This window comes from Streptomyces sp. NPDC058665, assembly GCF_042714995.1.
In the GTDB taxonomy this organism is placed as follows: Bacteria; Actinomycetota; Actinomycetes; order Streptomycetales; family Streptomycetaceae; genus Streptomyces.
This window is the reverse complement of the sequence record NZ_JBHXRX010000004.1, coordinates 114,788-135,402: the sequence shown is the minus strand read 5'-3', so window position 1 is coordinate 135,402 and position 20,615 is coordinate 114,788. Positions and strand designations below refer to the sequence as shown.

The window sequence follows — 20,615 nt, the reverse complement described above, 5'->3', positions numbered from 1 at the left end:
GGGAGATCACCTGGTCCCCTGATCCTCGAAGGAAGAAGGAGCCGCTCATGAGCCGTCCGCGATCCACCGAAGTGAGCCGACGCCGCGTCCTGGGCGGAGCGGCCGGGCTGGCCGTCGCCGCGGCAGGGGTGCCGTCCGGCACCGCGTTCGCGGCATCGGCGTCGTCTCCGGCGGATGAGGCGCGTTGGCGCCGACACGCCGCCCGGGTGACGATCACGCGGGACGACTGGGGCGTCGCGCACGTCATGGGCGAGAGCGACGCCGACGCGGTGTTCGGGATGATGTACGCCCAGGCGGAGGACGACTTCAACCGTATCGAGCAGAACTACCTCGTCGCCCTCGGTCGGCTCGCCGAGGCCGAGGGCGAGAGCGCCATCTGGCAGGACCTGCGTCAGCGGCTGTTCCTCGATCCCGAGGCGCTGAAGAAGGACTACGCCAAGTGCCCGGCGTGGCTGCGCGGGTTGATGCGGGCGTGGGCCGACGGACTCAACCACTACCTCGCCACCCACCCGGAGGTGCGCCCGCGCGTGCTCGACCGGTTCGAGCCGTGGATGCCGCTGAGCTTCTCGGAGGGGAGCATCGGCGGCGACATCGAGTCGGTGCTGCTCTCCCAGCTGCAAGCCTTCTACGAGGAGCGGGAGGTGCCGATCACCGACGAGGAACGCGGGCTGGTGCTCCGCGAACCCACGGGGTCGAACGGCATCGCCATCGCGCCCAGCCACACGCGCGACGGCCACGCCCTGCTGCTGATCAATCCGCACACCAGCTTCTTCTTCCGCGCGGAACAGCATGTGACGAGCCGCGAGGGGCTCGATGTCTACGGCGCCGCGACATGGGGGCAGTTCTTCATCTACCAGGGCTTCAACGCGCACACGGGCTGGATGCACACGACGAGTGGCGTCGACAACATCGACGAGTTCGCCGAGACGATCGTGACGGGGGCCGACGGAACCCGTTCCTACCGTTACGGCGACGAACTGCGCCCCGTCGCCGCCAAGACCGTCACCTTGTCCTTCCGTACCCCGGAGGGCGGGCAGGGGAAGCGCGACTTCACCACACTGGCCACGCACCACGGCCCCGTCGTGCGGGAGGCGGACGGCAAGTGGATCGCGTGCGCGCTGATGAACAAGCCCGTCGAGGCGCTCACCCAGAGCTTCCTGCGCACCACGACACGCGACTACTCGCAGTATCTGAAGGTCGCGGGACTGAAGGCGAACAGCTCGAACAACACGCTCTTCGCGGACTCGAAGGGCGAAATAGCCTTCCTGATGCCGCAGTTCATGCCGGTGAGGGACGATCGGTTCAACTATCTCAAGCCCGTCGACGGCAGTGACCCGGCGACCGACTGGCGCGGAACGCACAGCCTGGACAGCATGCCGCGGGCGGTGAACCCCAAGAACGGCTGGGCGTTCAACACCAACAACTGGCCCTGGACCGCCGCCGGTGCGGACAGCCCCGACGCGGCCGACTATCCGCGCTACTTCGACCGGGCCGGCGAGAATCCGCGCGGTCCGCAGGCGATCCGGGTGCTCACCGCGCGCGACGACTTCACCCCTCGGACCCTGATCGAGGCGGCGTTCGACCCGTACCTCACCGCCTTCGCGCGGCTGCTGCCGGGGCTCGTCGCCGCATGGGACCGACTGCCGGAGCACGACGCGCGGAAGGTGAGGCTGGCCGGCCCGGTCGGGCTGCTCCGCGACTGGAACCACCGGTGGTCCGCGAGGTCGACGGCCACATCGGTGGCCGTGTTCTGGGGTGAGGACATCTGGGCGCTCACCTCCCAGGCGGCGGCAGCGGCCGGGATGTCGGGATGGGACTACATCGCCGACCGCGCCACCGACGCCCAGCGGCTCGGCGCGCTGGAGACGGCGACGCAGCGGCTGCGCGGGAACTTCGGCGACTGGCGGGTGCCGTGGGGCGAGATCAACCGCTACCAGCGCAACAACGGTGCGATCGTGCAGGAGTTCAGCGACGCCAAGCCGAGCATCCCCGTGCCTTTCGCCTCGTCGCGCTGGGGCTCCCTCGCCTCGTTCGGGGCCAGGGCCTACCCGGGTACGAAGCGCTACTACGGCACCAGCGGCAACAGTTTCGTGGCGGTGGTGGAGTTCGGACCGCGGCTTCGCGCCTGGGCGGTGACGGCGGGCGGGGTGAGCGGGCACCCCGACTCACCGCACTTCGACGACCAGGCCGAACGCTACGCGAGCGGCGATCTGCGGCCCGTCTACTTCTATCCCGACGACCTCAAGGGGCATGTCGAGCGGAGGTACCGGCCCGGCAGGTGACGGGCGCCCGGGTGCGCGGGCGGGGTGCCTGCCGGGGTGCGTGGACGGGACGCGTGGACGGGGTCAGGCGTGCAGGGTGGGCCGGTAGATCAGCTCCTGGATGTGGTTGTCGAGCGTCCGATGCTCGATCAGCTCCAGGTCGAAGTCCGCCGCGCCCTGGAAGATCGGGTCCAGTCCGGTCCGGCCGGTGATCACCGGGTAGAGCGTGACCTGGACGCGGTCGACCAGACCGGCGGCCATCAGCGCCCTGTTCATCGCCAGGCTGCCGTGCGAGCGCAGCGGTACGGCGGACTCCTCCTTGAGGCGCGCGACGACATCGACGGCGTCGCCACTCACGAGGGTCGCGTCCGGCCAGTCGAGGGATCCTTCCAGGGTGGTGGACACCACCGTCGCCGGAGTGTTCACCATCCGGGTGACCCACGGGTCGCGTACCTCGGACTCCTCGGTGCTCTCCGCCAGCATCCGCGCGAACAGCCGGTAGGTGTTGGCCCCGAAGACCATCCGCTGCTCCTCGCCGTACAAGCCGAGGCGGCGGTCGAGGAGTTCGGGGCCCTGCTTGCCCCAGTAGCCGGTCCAGTCGCCGCCGGCGGCGCCGAAGCCGTCGAGGCTGGAGAAGACGTCGAATGTGTAGGTCGCGGTCACGATGGTCTCCTGAGTGCGGTTGGTGGCCTGTCGGAGATAGAGACTGCCGACCACGGCAGGACTCATCGCCGTAGCGCGCCGGGAGTGAGCTCCCTGATGACCCGTGCGAGTCCCGCCGGCTGCTCCAGGGGGACGTGTCAGGGCGTCAGTACGCCACCGTCTCGCAGAAGGTCTCCGCCCAGGCGGAGGCGCCGTGCTCGTTGGCCGCGCGCACCGTGACGCAGATCTCGTCACCGGAGTACGGGCCCTTGATCGTGTAGCTGGTGCCGCCGGTCGAGTACGTGGTGTCGACGCTCTTCTCGGTGAAGTCGCTGCCCTTGTTGGTGTAGTGGACGTCGTATCTGGTCGCTCGGGGGATCGCCGACCAGCTCACCTTGATCGGCATGTCGCACGCGCCGACGCAGGAGTTGGTGTAGTCGACCCGGTAGCTCGTCATGGCCGGCGGGCGCGAGCCGGCGGCCGTGCCTCCGGCGCCGGACGGATCTCCGCCGTCCGAACCGGAGGAGCCGGCGGATCCTGCCGAGCCCGAGCCGCTGCCGGTGGCGGAGCCGCCGTCGGAGTCAGGGACCGACGAACTGCCGCCGCTCTCCCGGGCGTTCGGTCCGTCCGGCTTCTCCTCGCCGGCCTGCCTCTTCTCGCCGTCCTCGCCCTTCCCGTTTCCTCCCTTGGTAGGCGAACTGGTGGGCGCACTCGGCGAGTTGTCCCCGCCAGGAGTGGCACTCGCGCTGGCGCCCGGCGACTTGGCGCGCGTTCCGTCATCGTCCCCGAAGGGCTGGAGCAGAACGACCGAGCCGCCGCCGACCGTGATGACCGCGACGATGGGCAGAACGATCAGCGTACGGCGGCGGGGCCGCCGTTCCGGCTCCCGCCGGGTAGCGGGGTCGTTGTCCGGCGGGACGACCTCGGGAGGCCCGTCCTTCGGCCGCAGCCCGACGGTCTCCAGGTCCACCGCCTCCTCGCGCACCGGCGCCGCCTCGGCGTCGAGCAGCCGTGCGGACTGCTGCGCCAGGTGCGTGACGACACCGGCAGGCAGCCAGGCGCCGCGCGCGGCGCTGGGCCGGGGCCCCTCGGGGTCCGCCAACAGCTCGTCGACGTCCGGCCGTTGGTCGACGCGCTTCGTCAGACAGCGGGCGATGAACGCCCGCAGCGCGGCGTCCTCGACCCGCGTCAGATCGGGTTCGCCCTCCACGATCTGGAACATCACCGCGTGCTGATTGCTGGCCCTCTGCCCGAAGGGGAGCTGCCCGGTCGCCGCGTACGTCAGCACACACCCGAGGGTGAACACATCGCTCTTGGCCCCCACGCGCTCCCCGAGCACCTGCTCGGGCGACATGAACCCCGGGGAGCCGATAACCATCCCTGTACTGGTCAACAGCGACTCGACGGACGTTTCGAGAGCTCTCGCGATCCCGAAGTCGATGACTTTCGTTCCGTCCACGGTGAGCATCACGTTGGACGGCTTCAGGTCGCGGTGCACGATCCCGGCACCGTGAATGTCCTTGAGCGCCTTCAGGAGTCCGTCGGCGAGGGTGTGCAGGGAGGCGGCCGGCAACGGCCCGTACAGCCGCACGACTTGTTCCAGCGAGAGTCCGGGAACGTACGCCGTGGCGACCCACGGCGGTTCGTCCGCCGGACCCGCGTCGAGGACCGGCGCCGTATACCGCTCGCCGACCTTCCGCGCGGCCTCGATCTCCCGCCGGAACCGCGCCCTGAACTGCCGGTCGGACACGTGCTCTTCGTGTACCACCTTCACGGCCACGGTCCGCCCGTTGTCCGACCGCGCGAGGAACACCCGCCCCATGCCACCCGCACCGAGCCGCCCGAGCAGCAGATACGGCCCGATGCGCGCGGGATCGCTCACCGCGAGCGGCTTGATACCCCCGTCCGCCCCGTCGTCCCGCCCGTCCGGCTCGTCGCGCCCGTCCCCGTCGGTACCGCTCATGATGGTGCCGCTCCCCGTTCTGCCCGCCCGGTCGCGGGTCAACTCGGACGAGACTAGGCGTTGTTCAGGTACGTGGCGAAGCCGAGGTCCGCTAACAGGGGGCCGGGAAGGGGATGCCGCCGCTGATGTGTCTGCTCCATGCTTCGGCGGTCGGCGACTTCCTGGTGCCGGCGCAGATCCGCTCGACGTTCCGACCCGCGTCCAGCTCCCACAACTTGATCACCTGGTCGCCTCCGCCACTGGCCAGAGTCCGGCCGTCGGGGCTGAGCGCCAGCGCCTTGACGCCGCCGGTGTGACCCGTCAGCGGTTCACCGCGGGGAAGCGCCTTCCGGGGCACGGACACGTCCCACAACTGAACGGTCTCCCGCGCACCGCTCATCAGCGTCTTTCCGTCCGGGGTGAAGATCAGGGAACCGACGGTGTTCGTGTCGATGGCCAGCGTGCGCAGCGCGCCGGGTCCGGCCGGGTCGGAGACGTCCCACAGTCGCACCGCGTCCGTTCCCCCGGTGGCAAGGGTGTGCCCGTCCGGGCTGAAGGAGAGCGCGCCGACCCTCGCCGTGTGCGCGCTGAGCGGTTCCCCCAACGGCGCCGCCTGGCTCCGTTCCGAGACGTCCCACAGCCGCACCCGGGCGTCACCCGCCCCGGCGGCCAGTGTGCGCGCGTCCGGGCTGAAGTCCAGGGACTCGATGGCTTCGTCGACTTCGATCAGGGACCGTCCCAGGCTGCTGGGCTGTGCGGGGTCCGCGACGTCCCACAGGAACACGGAGCCCGATTCCGTACCGGTCGCCAGCGTGCGGCCGTCGGAGCTGAAGTCCAGCGCGCAGGCGCCCGCGGCGTGACCGGTCAGTTTCCGCAGGGCTCTGGGCCGCTTCGGGTCGGAGACGTCCCAGAGCAGGACCGTCTCGTCCCGGCTGCCACTGGCCAGTGTCTTCCCGTCGGCGCTGAACGCGAGGGCACACACCGTGTACGTGTGCACCTTCCGCGGTTCGCTCAGGAGTACGGGCCGGGCACGGTCGGAGACGTTCCACAGTCGCACCGACTTGTCGAAGTGCCCACTGGCCAGGGTCCGCCCGTCCGGGCTGAACGCCAGGGCGTCGACGGAGTTGGGGAAGGAACGGCCGAGGGTACGGCCGATGGGCAGATGCACCGGCAGTTTCCACATCCGGACCGTCCGTGCCTGGTCACCGGCGATCAACGTCCTTCCATCGGGGGCGAAGACCAGGACGCCGGCGTTCCCGGTATGACCCGCCAGCGGAGCACCGAGAGGTACGGGGGCGGTGGGATCCGAGAGGTTCCAGAGCTGGACCGAGGCGTCGTCGGATGCCGCGGCCACCGACAGGCCGTCGTCGGCGAACGCCAACGACTCGATGCCGTGGGCAAGGTCCGTGACGGGCTGCCCACGGGGCGCGATCCGCTCCGGCTTCGAGATGTCCCACACCCGCAGCGTCTTGTCGGAGCTCCCGGTGACCACGGTGCGGCCGTCCGGGCTCACCACCAGCGCGCTCACCATCCGCTCGTGCCCCTTCGGCGCGCTGCCCAGGATCTCCGGACGCTTCGGGTCGGCGATGTCCCACACCCGGAATCCCATGCCCCCCGGACTGGTCACCAGTCTGCGCCCGTCGGGAGTGAACGCCAGATGGTCGACGTCCATCGCCCCCTCCGCGCTCCGGCCCAGAAGCTCGGGGTCGGCCCGATTGGACACGTCCCACAGGCGCAGTCCGGGGTCACCGCCGACCACGCGGACGGCGGGGTAACTCCCCGTCGCCAGGACCCGCCCGTCCGGGCTGAAGGCAAGGGTGTGCACCCCCGCGGCCTGCTCGTACCCGGGCAGAGGCGGGCCCAGGGGCTCCGGACGCCCGGACTCCGAGAGGTCCCACAACCGGACCGAGCTGTCGTGGCTGCCGGTGGCCAGGGTGCGCCCGTCCGGGCTGAACGCCAGCGCGCAGACGCCGTCGGCGAATCCGGTCAGCGGTTCGCCCCGTGGTCTCGGCCGCGTCATGTCCGAGATGTCCCACAGCCGGACCGTGTTGTCGAAGCTGCCGGTGACCAGGGTGCGTCCGTCCGGGGCGAGCGCCAGCGCGCAGACGGCGGCGCGATGAGCGGTGAAGGGCGTGGACAGCGGCCCGTTGGCGGCCGTGGTCAGACGTGAGTAGCTGTCCCCGCCCGGGTTCATCCGCTGGGCGATCGCGTCGAGTTGGGCCGCGACGGACACGTCGGTGCCGCTCAACCGGTCGGCGGTGGCGATGACTTGGTTGTAGAGAACGAGATCCCGCTGCCGTTCGGCCTCCTGTTGCTGCCCACGGGCCTCGCGTTGCTGTGTGAACGCCGCGACCGCGCCGACGCCGGCCAGCAGGGCGAGCACCGCGAGCGTGGCCGTGATCCCCGCCCGCACCCGGCCGGTGCGGCGCCGGGCATGGGCGGAGGCCGCCAGGAACTCCCGTGCGGTGGTGCTCGGTTCGTCCGGCCGGGCGCCGGCGGCCCAGGACTCGGCCGTCTCCAGCCGGCTCCCCCCGTAGAGCAGCGACGACTCGTGTCCGCCCTCGTGCCACGCTTCCGCGGCGTCCTCCAGACGCTGGAGGGTCAGCCGGCCGCCGCGGTCGTCGTCGATCCATCCCTTCAGCAGGGGCCAGCTTGTCAGCAGCACCTCGTGGGAGATCTCCACCGAGTCCAACTGCACTGTCAGCAGGCGGGCCTTGGTGAACGCCTCCAATACCAGCGCCGCTCTCGGTCCGTCGCCGGTGGCACGGATCAGCTCCTCCCGCGCGACGCGCCGGCGGGTGTCCTCGGTCCCGTCGCCGATGTTCACCAGGCGGAGCAGAAGCGAACGGGCGAGCCCACGGTCGGTCTCGTCCAGGGCGCCGTACACGGAGTCGGCGGTCCTGGCGACCGCGTTCTTGATGCCGCCGGTGTCCACGTAGCCCTGAACGGACAGGACACGGCCGGTGCGCTCCTGCCAGCAGGACCGCAGCGCGTGTGCCAGCAGCGGCAGTCGGCCCGTCTCATAGCCGCCGGTGCCCTCGGCTCCCCCGCGCCACGACGCCCCGAGGTCGGTCAGCAGCAGCTCCTCCAAGCCGGCTTCGACCTCCAGGCCGACGTCCTCGGCGGGGTAGACGATCGCCTGACGGAGCTCCGCCTCCGACATCGGGCCGACGACCAGCGGGGAGTCCTCCAGCGCGGCGCGCAGCCGTGGGTGGTCGACGCACCTCGTGTAGAAGTCCGCGCGGAGGCCGACGACGACCAGGGCGGCGCGGCCCTCCCGTACCTCCGAGAGGCTGTCGAGCACCTCGATGAAGGTACGTCGCTGCCGCTCGTCCGTGCAGACGGTGAACAGCTCCTCGAACTGGTCCACCACGATCACCGCACCGTCGCCCGGCCGCTCCGGGGACGACAGCCCCGCCAGCGCCTTCCGCGGGTCCGCGACGAGTTCCGCGGCGACGTCGCCCGTCTCGCTCCCGGTCAGCGACGCGATCCCGGCGGCCAGCGCGTGCAGGGGCTCCGATCCCGGCGTGAGGACGATCTTCGGCCAGTGGGCCGAGCCGGGCAGCGCTCCCCGGTCCAGCCGGGGCAGCAGCCCGGCCCGTAACAGCGAGGTCTTCCCCGCCCCCGATGGAGCGACGACCATCTGCGTGCCGCCGGTGCGCAGCCGCCGGTCGAGGCGGGTGGTCAACTCCGCGACGAGCTGGTCGCGTCCGAAGAACCACCGCGCGGAATCCGCCCCGAAGGCGGCCAGACCGGGATAGGGACACTCCCGGGACGGGTCCCCCTTCTCGGAACGCCGCCGGCGGCGCGTGCCGTGCGTGTAGGTGATGTACACGTCCCGTCCCGCGACGATCGCGGTGGCGCCTCGGGAGGCGCGCGCGTCGAGGCGGTTGCCCTCGGGCGGCGGGTCGGAGGCGTTCGGCCCGGGGTTCTCGTCGTCGCCCGTGGGGGAGCTCATCGCTCACTCACCGGTGACATGCACGTCCCGGCCGCCCTGGATCACCCGACCGCCCCGGGAAGCTGTCGCGGTCATCGTGATCACATCGCCGGCCGTTGGTTCCGGGGGCTCGAACTCCTCCAGTACGCGGCGGAGTTCGGCCGCCAGGGACGGGTCGGCCACGAGCAGCCTGCGCAGCCTCGACCGCCATTCCACGACGAGGCCCCGCTCGGCCTCGGCGTCCTCGGCCTCCCGAGCGGCGATCACGTCCGCACGGGTCTCCTCCAGCTCGGCCTCGACGGTGCCGGCGCGGTCGGGGTAGACCCGGCGCCACAGCGTGCCGAGCGAGGTCTGCACCTTCTCCCAGCCGCTGGTGGCCAGTTGCTGCACCACCACGGTGGCCGCCGACGAGGCGAGCGCCGCCAACTCAGCTTCCATCACTGCCTCCTGTTCGCCGACGGTCCGTCAGACCCCGTGTATAACCCTTGTTTTCCGTCCTCCGCCACCGGGTTCACGGATCGTGCACACAGCGGGGCCGCAGCAAGCCCTGTTCGCGGCGACGGGCCCGAGTCCAGTCATGGCGGGCAACTTATCTCACATGGTTGACCGGCCATTCCGTACGCGTCACGCGCGGGTGGAGGCGAGTTCGATGACCGTGATGTCGGACGGGGCGCCCACCCGTACCGGCGGGCCCGCCGCTCCGGCGCCGCGGGTGACGTACAGCTTGGTGGGGCCGTAGGTGGCGAGACCGGCGGCCGTGGGGTTGGTCAGTTGGGCGATGAGGTTACCTGGCCAGAGCTGACCGCCGTGGGTGTGCCCGGACAGTTGCAGATCGACGTGGTACTCGGCGGCCTGGTGGACCTGGACCGGCTGGTGTGCGAGGAGGATGGCGGCGCGGGTCCTGTCGCGGTCCGCGAGGGCTCTGGCGTAGTCAGGTCCTTCGCCGTGTGCTGTGGCGGTCAGGTCGTTCACGCCCGCCAGGTCGAATCCGGGCATCTCGGTACGGGAGTTCAGCAGCGGGTGCAGGCCGAGTTCGCGTATCTCGTCGATCCAGGCCTCGGCTCCGGAGAAGTAGTCGTGGTTGCCGGTGACGAAGAAGGCGCCGTGGCGTGCCCGCAGGCGGGAGAGCGGTTCGGCGGCAGGGGCGAGGTCTTGGACGGTGCCGTCGGCCAAGTCGCCGACCACGGCGATCAGATCGGGCTGGGTCGCGTTGATGGTGTCGACGACCCGCTCCGTGAAGCCACGCCCCAGGATCGGCCCCAGATGAAGGTCGCTGACGACCGCGACGCGGAAGCCGTGCGCGCTGCGCGGCAGTTTGGCCAGCGGGACGGTCAGGCGTTTCACCCGCGGGCCTTTCAGGACGCTGTACGTGCCGTGCCCCACCGTGCCGAGAGCGACCGCCGCCGCGGCGCCGCCCACGGTGCGGGCGATGAAGACCCGTCGTGACGCTGGGCTCGGCAGGGGGACCGGGCGGGCCTGCGGACCGTCGTCCGCGCGCGTATCGGTCGGCGACTTGACCGCGCCCCACCGGTGGAACAGGGGACGCACAAATTCGGCCGCCAGCAATGCGAGTGTCAGATAGAGAAAGAGGGCTGCCCACAAGTAGCCGGGCCAGGACAGCACTTGCTGGAGCCGGAAGGGTGCGTGGGTGAGGCGGGCCGCGGTGGCACCCGCCGCCAGGAGTGGTCCCGTGACGAAGACAAAGGTGGCCAGGAGCCATGGGACGGAGTGACGCCGCATGGTGTCCCGAACGAGGCGCCGCCAGACGTACCAGTGCAGCGCGGTCAGGGCGGCTATCGCGGCAAGTGCGGCCGTCGCGTAAAGAATCGGCATGTTGTTCCTGTGGGTTATAAAAGCCGGTCAGGCGGTCTGTGTCAGGCGAAGACCAGCGGCGACGCGCTACGCGGACCGCATGCCGTCGAGCAACGACACCGTTTCCGACCACAGTTGGCGCTGCACCTGCTCGCCGCGTCCCGGCTCCGGGCACTGCAAGGGCTTGGCGTCGCGTACGGAGAAGTAACCGCCGCTGGTCGACGCGAACGCCGGGTCGGTCACGAGACGCAGGATGATTCCGGCGCCCCTGCGCGGGTCGCCCACCCTGAGCGTGCTCAGCGCACGGTGGAGAACGGCGGAGCCGGGCAGATCCCGTCCCAGGCCGGTGACATTGAAGCCGGGATCGCAGCAGTTGACCGTGGTCCGAGCGGCGTCCAGACGCCGGGCCAGTTCCTGGGTCCACATGATGGTCATCAGCTTCGTGCGGCCGTACAGCGCCATCGATTCGCGCCGCGTGTACGGGTCGGTGTTCCGCAGATCCGTGGCCGGGGCGATGCCGCCTGCCCGCCGGGCCGCCTCCGACGCGACGTTGACGACGCGCGCCGGAGCGGACGCCCGGAGCGTGCCGGTCAGCTCCTCGGTGAGCGCGAAGGGGCCGAGGTAGTTCACCGCGGTCATCTCCGCGAGGCCCTCGGCCGTGATGCGCTGACCGAAGGCGTGCAGGCCCGCGTTGTTGACCAGCGCGTCCACCCGCCCGTACCGCGCGGCGATCTCCCGCCCCGCCCGCCGCGCCTGCGCGACGAGCCCAAGATCGGCGAGGAAGACATCCGCCTGTACGTCGTCGGCCACACTCCCCAGCTCCGTCAGGAGCGCTCCGGCCTTGGCCTCGGACCGGGCCACAATGCCCAGCCGGTAGCCGCGGCGCGCCAGGCCCAGGGCGGTGACGCGGCCCAGTCCGGACGTCGCACCGGTGATCACGGCAACGGGTCGGGTCATGGTCATCATCACTCCATTCGTGAGGTACCTCATGAATCCTGTGTGCGACGATACCCGACACCATGAGCGATCACGAAGCACCAACAGCCGGCACCGACCCAGCGCGTGCGGGCCTGCGGTTCCTGACCGTCGCCCACCAGGTCAGAGGCGCGGTCGACCAGCGCATGGCCGCCGCGGGACTGTCGCTGGCCCGGACCAAACTGCTTCAGCTCCTCGCCTCGCACGGCGGCATGCACCAGGCCGAACTCGCCGAGGCGCTCGGCCAGGCACCCCGCTCGGTCACCCAGGCCGTGGAGGCTCTCGAACGCCTCGGCCTGATCACCCGCGCCACCGACCCCACCGACCGACGCCGCAAGACCGTCGAACTGACGGACAAGGGACGGTCGGCCCTCAGGGCCGGCGAGCACGCCGGCCGACAGGTTCTGCGACAGATCTTCGGAGCCCTCGACCAAGGTCAACTGGCCGATCTGGAAAGGCTGCTCACCCGCACGCGGGCGTCCCTCGACGACGCGCGGCGCGAACGGACCGACGTAGCGGACGAGATGACGCCCGACGTCAGCCCGTAACACCCCACCCGCCCTCATCGCCCCACTGACCGGAACAGATCTCCGCATGGTCCGCCCCGTCCGCCGGGCTGCGGTACGGGGCCCAGGAGCGGTGGCCCATTCGAGGGCCATTTCACGGCGGTGCTTTCGCCTTCGGCGGTCGGACCGGTGCGGCGGGCTAGCTTGGCTGCACCGCCCTGGTGCGGACGCACCTCACGAGCGGCGTAACGGCTGTTCGTGCGCCCTGGTGGTCTCCTGGCGAGCGAGCAGAGGAAGCCTGACATGTCCAACCACTTCACCGGCCTCAGCCTTGGGGCGCCGCTCGGCGACCAGCGTCTCGATCTGTGCGACCTGTACGCCTTCGGGGCACCCGGCGATCCGAGCAGAACCGTTCTGATCCTCAACGCCAATCCCAACGCTGACCCCCTGCACCCCGACGCCGTGTACCGCCTCAACATCGACAACGACGGCGACTACCTGACCGACGTCGCCTTCAGCTGGGTGTTCAGCCGCCCTGCGGCCGACGGCTCGCAGACCTACAGCGTCTTCATGGCGACCGGCCCGGACTCCCGTAAACCCGAGGCAGTGGGCACCAAGATCGTGTCGGACGCGGCGGTCTCCTTCGCCACCGAGGCCAACGTGGTCACCAGCGGCGACTACAAGGTGGCCGCCGGCAGCCGCAGTGACGCCTTCTTCTTCGACTTCGACGGCATCCAGAACCTCTTCGACACCAGCGGCAAGCGGAATTTCACCGAACCGCATCTGAGCGGGGAGTCCCCGTGGACCGGCGTCGACTCCAACAGCACGGCCAACGTCTTCTCGATGGCCGTCGAACTGCCGACCGCCGAGCTGGCGCCCCGGTCCGAGCTGCATGTCTGGGGCCGGTGCAGTGTCCTGCGCGACGGTGAACTCGTACACGCCGACCGGGCCGGGCACCCGTCGGTGAGCAGCTTCTTCAACACCGACGACACCAAGGAGGAGTACAACGCGAGCGAGCCCGTCAACGACAGGGCGCGGTGGACGGACCAGTTCGTCCACCTGCTGGGGCACACCGGCGACTACGCGCGGGAGGAGGCGATCGCCGCGCTCGACGAGCACGGCATCCTGCCGGACGTGCTGCGCTTCGACCCGTCCAAGCCCGCCGCGTACCCCAACGGCCGTACGTTCACGGAAGACGTCATCGACATCCGCGTCGCGTTCCTCACCAAGAACGAGGCCCCGCCCACCGGCCTGTCACCTCACACCGACACCCTGAACCGCTTCCCGTACCTCGGCAACCCGCACCCCGCACCCGCTTCCTGACGGAACCCTGCGGAGACCGGGCTGCGGGCCGGATGAGGAGGAGCTCAGATGAATACATCATTCACGGACAAGGTAGTGCTGGTCACGGGCGCCTCACGAGGAATCGGCCGAGCCGTCGCGCTGGCGTTCGCCCACGAAGGAGCCAAGCTCGTTCTCGCGGCCCGCTCGGTCGACCGACTCGACCGCGTGGAGCAGGAGGTCCGCGATCTGGGTGCGGAGGCACTGTCGGTGCCGACCGACGTGACCTCGAACGACGCTGTGGCAGCCCTCGTGGAAGCCGCAGTCAACCGATTCGGAAGAATCGACGTGCTCGTCAACAACGCCGGAATCGGAAAGGTGAGCGCGGTCGAATCGGCGACGTTCGAGGACGACGTCCGTCAGACCATGCGGGCGAGCCTCTTCGGAATGATCAATGTAACGCAACGTACTCTCCCGGTACTTCGGCGGCAGAAGTCGGGCACGATCGTCAACATGTCATCCGTGATGGGACGTAAAGCGTTTGCCCGATTCGGCTCGTACGCGATCGTCATGCACTCGATCTCCGCGTTCTCGGACAGTCTTCGCCAGGAGCTGGCGGGCACCGGTATCCAGGTCTCGGTGATTCATCCGGCGATCGCCGCCACCGACCTGCTCAGCGACGCGGAGGAAGCGGAGATGCCTCCCCCGTTCCGGCACATGACCCCGCTCTCGTCGCAGGACGTCGCCGTAGCCGTGGTGGCCGCGGTGCGGCACAACAGGCGGCGTGTCGTGCTGCCGCGTACGGCCAACATGCTGCTGCTCGGCGAGGCTCTGTCACCACGCGTCGGCGACCTGATCGCGACCGCGCTGACTCATCGGCAGGTCGCCCGGGTCCTCGGATTGGCCCGGGGAAAGAACTACCACCAGACCCTCGCGAGTCGCCCGAGCGCGTGAACCCGAGCGCGTGAGGAGGAGCTCCGCGGCCACCGGACGATTCCGGGACGGGCCTCGGGGTGCGGGGCTCGCACGTTGTCAGGGGTCCCACTGGTACCGCGGTACCAGTGGGGCCGCGAAGAGTCGCCCGCAGGTCCAGTGAGTGTGTCTTTTCCGCCCGTAGCTTCGGAAGCGGAGGTCACGGACATTCCGTGGCCGGTATCGGAGCACGAAGGGCGATCTCGATGATCGAAGCACGAGAGCTGACCAAGCGGTACGGCGACAAGACGGTCGTGGACCGTCTCAGCTTCTCCGTCAAGCCTGGTGAGGTGACCGGGTTCCTCGGCCCAACGGGGCGGGGAAGTCGACGACCGTGCGGATGATCGTCGGTCTGGACACGCCCACCGGGGGCTCCGTCACCGTCAATGGGCGTGCGTACGCGAAGCACGCGGCGCCGCTGCATGAGATCGGTACTCTGCTCGACGCCAAGTCCGTCCACCCCGGGCGCAGCGCGCGCGGACATCTGATGGCGCTGGCGCACACGCACGGCATCGCGCGCCGCCGGGTGGACGAGGTGATCGAGCTGGCCGGGCTGACGAGTGTGGCCGGGAAGCGGGTGGGGGCCTTCTCGCTCGGGATGGGGCAGCGGCTCGGTATCGCCGCGGCGCTCCTCGGTGATCCGGACATCGTCATGCTGGACGAGCCGGTCAACGGACTTGACCCGGAGGGGGTGCTGTGGGTGCGCAACCTCCTTCGCGGGCTGGCCGAGGAGGGCCGGGCGGTGATGCTCTCCTCGCACCTGATGAGCGAGATAGCGCTGATCGCCGACCATCTGGTCATCGTCGGCCGCGGAAGACTGCTCGCGGACACCACGCTGGACGACTTCACCCTGTCCGCCGGCGGAGGTGGCGTGAAAGTCGTCACCGACCAGGCGGAGCGGCTGCGGCCACTGCTGGCGAGCCCGGATGTGGTGATCACCTCGGACTCCGCCGCGGAGTTGGTGGTCTCCGGACGTACCGCCCGGGAGATCGGGACGATCGCCGCCTCTCACGGGGTGCCGCTGTACGAGCTGACCCCGCAGTCCGCCTCCTTGGAGACGGCTTTCATGGACCTCACCCGCGACGCCGTGGAGTACCACAGCGCGTCCGTGAACACCGATCGAAAGGCCGCGTGATGACCACCTCCTCACTTTCCGTGGCGCCCGCCGCCGCGACGACGGTGCGCAAGGTGACGCACCGTGGGGTGCTGCGCTCGGAGTGGGCCAAGTTCTGGTCGCTGCGCTCCAGTTGGATCACCCTGACCGTCTCCGTGGTCGTACTGCTCGCCTTCGGGGCGATCGCCGCCTACATGTACAGCCCGGGGGCGGCTGCGGGCGACGGCCCGATGTCCCCGGAGGGCTCCACCGACGCGGTCAGCCTGTCGCTGATGGGCGTGGGGTTCGCGTCGCTGATCGTAGGCTCGCTCGGAGTGCTGTTGTTCGCGGGCGAGTACAGCACGGGCATGATCCGCTCCACGCTCGCGGCGGTCCCCAGACGGCTGCCGGTGCTGTTCTCCAAGAGCGCCGTGGTGGCGGCGCTGGTGCTGGGCCTCAGTACGATCGGCGCGTTCGTGGCGTTCCAGCTGGGCGCGGTCGGCCTGGACGGCGAGAAGATCGCCCTGTCGCTGGGGGACGACGGTGTGCTGCGCGGCCTGCTCGGTGCCGGGGTCTATCTGGCCCTCGTGGCGGTGTTCGGGGTGGCCCTGGGGGCGCTGCTGCGCTCTCCTGCCGGGGGCATCACCGCCCTGGTCGGTATCCTGATGATCCTGCCGAACCTGGTCTCGCTGCTGCCCGCCTCGCTGTCCGACACCCTCCAGCCGTACTTCCCGAGCACTGCCGGAGAAGCCGTGTTCGCCCTGCACCGGTCGGCCGACTCCCTCTCCCCCGGTGCCGGGATCGCGGTCTTCGCCGGCTGGGTGGCACTCGCCCTGACCGCGGCGGCCATCCGGCTGAAGCGGACCGACGCCTGAGCGGGGAAGTGAGGACAAGCGGGCCCATGAGTCCGGACCGCGCGGCTGTCGCCGCGGACCGGGTCCGGGGGGAGGCGCTCCCGCCGCCCCCGGACCCGAGGCTGCCTGGGGACATTCCCTGCTGGACCGGCTGCTGCGGCACCAGCGCCATCTGCAGAGGCTGAACCAGCGGCATCCCTGGCTGCTCGACACCGCGGTGGTGCTGATCGTCGCGGCGATCGGCCTGACCGACCTGCTCTCCGGTGTCAACGACGGACCCTTCGGGGAGCCCGATGACCGCGCCACCCTGCCGATCGCTGTTTCGTACGTGGTGTCCGCCGCGCTCGTCGTGCCGCTGTGGTGGCGCCGCCGCGCCCCGGCCCAGGTGTACTTCGTGATCGCTCTGGTCACCGTCGTTCAGGGAGCGCTGGGCCTCCAGCTGGCTGCCGGGGTCGCCGCGCTCGTCGCCCTGTACACCGTGGCCCGCCACGGTCCTCAGCGGCTGCTGGGCTGGGCCGCCGTCGTGGCCGTCTCGCAGGTACTGGTCCCTGTCCTCGTCCTGCTGCCGGGGGAACACTGGCTGCAGAGCCTGTTCTTCCAGCTGGGGACGGTCACCGCGGCTGCCGCCGTCGGGCTGACGCTGCGTACCCGCCAGATGTATCTGACCGCGCTTGAGGACCGTGCCAGGCGTCTGGAGATCGAACGCGACCAGCGCGAACAGCTCACCGTCGCCGCCGAACGTTCCCGTGTCGCCCGCGAGATGCACGACATCGTCGGCCACAACCTCTCTGTCATGGTCGGTGTCGCCGACGGCGCCGCGGTACTCGCCGCCAGCAGGGGCGAGCAGTCCGAACAGCCTCTGCGCATCATCGGCGACACCGGCCGCCAGGCCATGAGCGAACTGCGGCGGGTCCTCGGCGTCCTGCGCGAGGAGCAGCACGGTGAACGGCCGCTCAGCCCACAGCCGGGTATCCGCGATCTGGACGCCCTTCTGGCGCGGGTCCGCACCGCGGGACTGGGCGTCACCTACCGCACCGTGGGCGACCTCGACACACTCGGCGGCAGCGTGCAGCTGACCGTCTACCGCATCGTCCAGGAAGCCCTGACCAACACCCTCAAGCACGCCGGTGCCGGCTCCGCAGCCGAGGTCACCGTGACGTCGGACGCCGGACAGGTCCGCATCCGGATCGCCGACACCGGAGCGCCGCCGGAGGCAGGCGGGCCGGCGCCGCGGTCCGACGATGCCGGGCACGGCCTGGTCGGCATCCGCCAACGGGCCGCCCTGTACGGCGGCACCACCACCATCGGCCCGCGCGACGACCGGCCCGGCTGGCTCGTCGACGTCGTACTCCACTCGTCCGACAGACCCGCCCCGACGGCACCAGGAGAAGAACCACCGCCATGACCACTGTGCTGATCGCGGACGACCAGCCCCTGCAACGCATGGGTTTCCGCATGCTCATCGCGGGCACCCCCGGCCTGACCTGCGTCGGCGAGGCCGAGCACGGCGCGGAGGCCGTCCGGATGGCAGCCGAACTGCGCCCGGACGTCGTGCTGATGGACATCCGTATGCCCGGCATGGACGGTCTGGAGGCGACCCGCCGGATCACCGCCGCCGGCGGCCGTACGCGCGTCCTCATCGTGACCACCTTCGATCTCGACGAGTACGCCCATGACGGTCTGCGCGCCGGAGCCAGCGGGTTCCTGCTCAAGGACGCCCGCCCCGAGGAGGTCGTCGCCGGCATCCACGCGGTCGCCACCGGCGACGCCGTCGTGGCCCCGAGCCTGACCCGGCGGCTGCTGGACGCCTACGCACACCAGGTGCTCGCCCGCGCCGGGACCCCCGCCTCCGAGGATCCCGCGCTGGCCGCCCTCAGCGGGCGGGAGCGGGAAGTACTCGTCGCCATCGGCCGGGGCTGGAACAACGCGGAGATCGCCGAACGGCTCGTCCTCACCGAATCCACGGTGAAGAAGCACGTCGGCCGGGTCCTCGCCAAGATCGGGGCCAGGGACCGCGTCCAGGCCGTGATCATCGCGTACGACGCGGGGCTGGTCCAGGCGAAGCCGTAGCGGAACGTGGGGGCGGGTGGCGACCGTCTCACCGAGCGATCGGCACGGGTGTGTCAAACTCCTTGATATGCGTGAATATGAAGATCAGCCGCTGGGCTTCCTGCTCTACCAGGTGATGGCCGCACTGCGTCCGCTTACGGCGGCGGAACTCCAGCCGCTCGGCATCGGGTTGCCGGAGTTCGTGTGTATGCGCAACCTGTCCATGTTCCCGTCCCAGTCCAACGCGGAACTGGCCCGCCATGCCGGTGTGTCGCCGCAGGCGATGAACAAGGTCGTGCGGGATCTCCAGGAGATGGGCGCGATCGAGCGGCCGGCGACGGTGTCGTCGGGCAGGAGCCTGCCCGCCCGGCTGACGACCAAGGGCAAGGCCCTTTTCAAGGAGGCCGAGGCGGCGGTGCGTATCGCGGACGACCGCCTGATGACCCAGCTCGCGTCCGGTGAGCGGCTTGAGCTGAAGAAGCTGCTCCACGCGATCGACGCGCGCAACGTCGGGGGCGGGGCGACGGCGGTTCGGTCACGCCGGAGCGTGGCGAAGTAGCGGGCGGGCGCCGCGCGCGCCGGGGGTCCCCCTGTCACGCTCCGTCGACGACGGTCAGCTCGCGCCGGCGGGTCCCCAGCCGCTCGGCGCCCGTCTCGGTCACGACGACGGTGTCGCCCCACGTGACGTCGTGGGTCCGCGGCGAAGGGGTGGGAGCCTCGGGTACCTCAAGGAACGGCTTGAGGATGAATGTGGTGTTCGCCGTGATCGGCAGCTCGGCCAGATGGGACACGTCGCGGTTGGGGATGAGCAGCGGTCCGTCGTTGCCGAGCCCGCGGCCGTGGAGAAGGGTGAGCATGTGCCCGTCGTCCGCGCCCGCCGCGGACTCCACGGCCGCGAAGACATCACCCCACAGTTTCCCCCGGCCGCATCGTTTCCCGGGCGATGTCGAACGCCGCCGCGTTGCGCTCGAAGATCTCGCGTGCCCTGGCCGAGGGGGACCCGACCACCAGGGGCTGGGCCACCTGGGCCTGGTAGCCCCGGATCTCGGGCATCAGCTCCGTGGCGACGTATGTGCCCCGTGCGAGGACTCCCGGCGGCGGGGTCACGTATCGATGCCGCATCGCGCCCCACGGGCCGGGTGCCCAGGCGATGTGCAACACGTCCGCGCCTGCCCGGACTTGCGCCAGCAGCATCTGCCCGAACACCTCGGCCTGGGCCACACCCTCCCGGGCCGAGGCCGCCATCGCGGCGAGCGCCGCCTCGCCCGCGCGCACACTGGCCGCGAGGCGGGGCGATCTCCTCCACGCCCTTGACGTACCGTGCGCGTCCAAGGATTACGGTCCCGTCGACGACGTTCTCGGTGCCGACGGCTTCCGCGACGCGTGCCACGGTGGTGTGCGCCGCGTAGCCCTCGGGCTGTCGGACCGAGGAGTACTCGTCGCCGCGTAGCCCTGCGATGGCCGTACGCCGCGCCACCAGGCCGCGCCGGCGGAGCACCTCCGCGGTGACCTGCCCGTACTCGGGGGCGGTCGAGCCGAACGGTGTCGCGCTGATCCGGTCCTCGATCCAATGGGGGCGCTCCACGGCGTAGTTGCTGTGCTCGCCGCCGAGGATCAGGATCGGGTCGCCCTCGCGCGGAAAGATGGTGACACCGATCGTGTCGGCGATGTAGACGACGTCGTACGACTTGTTGGTGAAGGTCAGCCACTGGGCGGCGATCCGGCCGCTGTCGAGCCGGATCTGCTCGGTGGGGCGGGCGCCGAGCACCTCGTGGACGAAGCCGCCGCTGGACGCGACGTCGGCGGCGAGGTAGTTGACGTGGTCCAGGCGGCGCACCCCGACCCCGTGGCCCGGCTTGGCCTGCGGCTGGTTCTTCAGGCCCGGCTTCAGCTGGTCCGGCGCCCGGTACCACTCGCTCTCCCAGTACAGGGCGAGTTCATGGCCGTCGGGGTCGGTGGTGACGTACAGCGGGCCCAGACCCGGTTCGTCCTCCACCCAGCGCCCGCCGGCCGGTTCTCTCGATCTCTTTCACCCGGCGTTGGAGGGCCGCCTCGCTGGAGGCGCGCAGAGCGGTACGGCGGATGCCCGACGTCGGGTGGGCGGTGACGGTGAGGCTGTGGTGCTCGTAGTCGTCCCAGGTCCGCAGATGGACGGAGTCACCGGAGCGGCCGTTCTCCGTGAGGCCGAGGTACTCGGTGAAGAACCGGACGCTGCCGTGGGGGTCGGGGGTGAGCAGTTCGACATGCCCGAGGTGGGCGATGTCGCCGAGAGGCGGGGCCATGCGGGCCTC

16 protein-coding genes and 2 pseudogenes are annotated in these 20,615 nt (G+C 70.5%); 9 read left to right on the top strand and 9 right to left on the bottom strand.

Translation table 11 applies throughout. From position 1 onward, the window contains the following. The first annotated feature begins 47 nt into the window (after positions 1-47). Positions 48-2,282 (top strand): penicillin acylase family protein, encoded by a 2,235-nt coding sequence (locus ACFWV8_RS03875; RefSeq protein ID WP_384197714.1) that lies wholly within the window; start codon positions 48-50, stop codon positions 2,280-2,282. A 63-nt stretch (positions 2,283-2,345) separates the two neighbouring features. Here ACFWV8_RS03875 and ACFWV8_RS03870 read toward each other — a convergent pair whose 3' ends face one another. The 6 genes from ACFWV8_RS03870 to ACFWV8_RS03845 form a co-directional block, all read right to left on the bottom strand. Next, complete coding sequence (locus ACFWV8_RS03870; protein WP_384197712.1) at positions 2,346-2,924, bottom strand: dihydrofolate reductase family protein; 579 nt, start codon at positions 2,922-2,924, stop codon at positions 2,346-2,348. A 145-nt stretch (positions 2,925-3,069) separates the two neighbouring features. After that, positions 3,070-4,866 (bottom strand): protein kinase, encoded by a 1,797-nt coding sequence (locus tag ACFWV8_RS03865; protein ID WP_384197710.1) that lies wholly within the window; start codon positions 4,864-4,866, stop codon positions 3,070-3,072. A gap of 91 nt (positions 4,867-4,957) precedes the next feature. Continuing rightward, on the bottom strand, positions 4,958-8,803 hold the full coding sequence (locus tag ACFWV8_RS03860) for an NACHT and WD repeat domain-containing protein (protein ID WP_384197708.1): 3,846 nt from the start codon (positions 8,801-8,803) through the stop codon (positions 4,958-4,960). A 3-nt stretch (positions 8,804-8,806) separates the two neighbouring features. Beyond that, on the bottom strand, positions 8,807-9,220 hold the full coding sequence (locus ACFWV8_RS03855; RefSeq protein ID WP_384197706.1) for a hypothetical protein: 414 nt from the start codon (positions 9,218-9,220) through the stop codon (positions 8,807-8,809). A gap of 186 nt (positions 9,221-9,406) precedes the next feature. Then, a complete protein-coding gene (locus tag ACFWV8_RS03850) occupies positions 9,407-10,615 on the bottom strand; it encodes a metallophosphoesterase (RefSeq protein WP_384197704.1) in 1,209 nt (402 codons plus the stop codon). Positions 10,616-10,681: 66 nt separating this feature from the next. Beyond that, the gene (locus tag ACFWV8_RS03845; RefSeq protein ID WP_384197703.1) at positions 10,682-11,551 is read right to left on the bottom strand and encodes an SDR family NAD(P)-dependent oxidoreductase; all 870 of its coding nucleotides are present in this window, start codon (positions 11,549-11,551) and stop codon (positions 10,682-10,684) included. A 62-nt stretch (positions 11,552-11,613) separates the two neighbouring features. Here ACFWV8_RS03845 and ACFWV8_RS03840 point away from each other — a divergent pair, with 62 nt between their 5' ends. The 8 genes and pseudogenes from ACFWV8_RS03840 to ACFWV8_RS03805 all read left to right on the top strand — a co-directional run bounded on the left by ACFWV8_RS03840 (position 11,614) and on the right by ACFWV8_RS03805 (position 18,883). Next, a complete protein-coding gene (locus ACFWV8_RS03840; protein ID WP_384197701.1) occupies positions 11,614-12,117 on the top strand; it encodes a MarR family winged helix-turn-helix transcriptional regulator in 504 nt (167 codons plus the stop codon). 261 nt (positions 12,118-12,378) lie between these two features. Continuing rightward, the gene (locus ACFWV8_RS03835) at positions 12,379-13,398 is read left to right on the top strand and encodes a DUF4331 family protein (RefSeq protein ID WP_384197699.1); all 1,020 of its coding nucleotides are present in this window, start codon (positions 12,379-12,381) and stop codon (positions 13,396-13,398) included. Between the two features lie 48 nt (positions 13,399-13,446). Next, complete coding sequence (locus tag ACFWV8_RS03830; RefSeq protein WP_384197697.1) at positions 13,447-14,310, top strand: SDR family NAD(P)-dependent oxidoreductase; 864 nt, start codon at positions 13,447-13,449, stop codon at positions 14,308-14,310. A 224-nt stretch (positions 14,311-14,534) separates the two neighbouring features. Then, positions 14,535-15,463: pseudogene (locus ACFWV8_RS03825) on the top strand (ATP-binding cassette domain-containing protein). Then, positions 15,463-16,296, top strand: a complete 834-nt coding sequence (locus ACFWV8_RS03820) for an ABC transporter permease (protein WP_384197695.1) — start codon at positions 15,463-15,465, stop codon at positions 16,294-16,296. Before ACFWV8_RS03825 ends, ACFWV8_RS03820 begins: the two are co-directional and overlap by 1 nt. A 199-nt stretch (positions 16,297-16,495) precedes the next feature. Continuing rightward, complete coding sequence (locus tag ACFWV8_RS03815) at positions 16,496-17,680, top strand: sensor histidine kinase (protein ID WP_384197693.1); 1,185 nt, start codon at positions 16,496-16,498, stop codon at positions 17,678-17,680. After that, on the top strand, positions 17,677-18,345 hold the full coding sequence (locus tag ACFWV8_RS03810; RefSeq protein ID WP_384197691.1) for a response regulator: 669 nt from the start codon (positions 17,677-17,679) through the stop codon (positions 18,343-18,345). The genes ACFWV8_RS03815 and ACFWV8_RS03810 overlap by 4 nt, the downstream gene beginning before the upstream one ends. A gap of 67 nt (positions 18,346-18,412) precedes the next feature. Next, on the top strand, positions 18,413-18,883 hold the full coding sequence (locus tag ACFWV8_RS03805) for a MarR family winged helix-turn-helix transcriptional regulator (RefSeq protein ID WP_384197689.1): 471 nt from the start codon (positions 18,413-18,415) through the stop codon (positions 18,881-18,883). 34 nt (positions 18,884-18,917) lie between these two features. Here ACFWV8_RS03805 and ACFWV8_RS03800 read toward each other — a convergent pair whose 3' ends face one another. The 3 genes and pseudogenes from ACFWV8_RS03800 to ACFWV8_RS03790 form a co-directional block, all read right to left on the bottom strand. Further along, positions 18,918-19,214, bottom strand: a complete 297-nt coding sequence (locus ACFWV8_RS03800; RefSeq protein WP_384197687.1) for a hypothetical protein — start codon at positions 19,212-19,214, stop codon at positions 18,918-18,920. Positions 19,215-19,227: 13 nt separating this feature from the next. Continuing rightward, a complete protein-coding gene (locus ACFWV8_RS03795; RefSeq protein ID WP_384197685.1) occupies positions 19,228-19,599 on the bottom strand; it encodes a M24 family metallopeptidase in 372 nt (123 codons plus the stop codon). 376 nt (positions 19,600-19,975) lie between these two features. Beyond that, positions 19,976-20,606: pseudogene (locus ACFWV8_RS03790) on the bottom strand (VOC family protein); the annotation flags it as partial. Positions 20,607-20,615 lie beyond the last annotated feature (9 nt).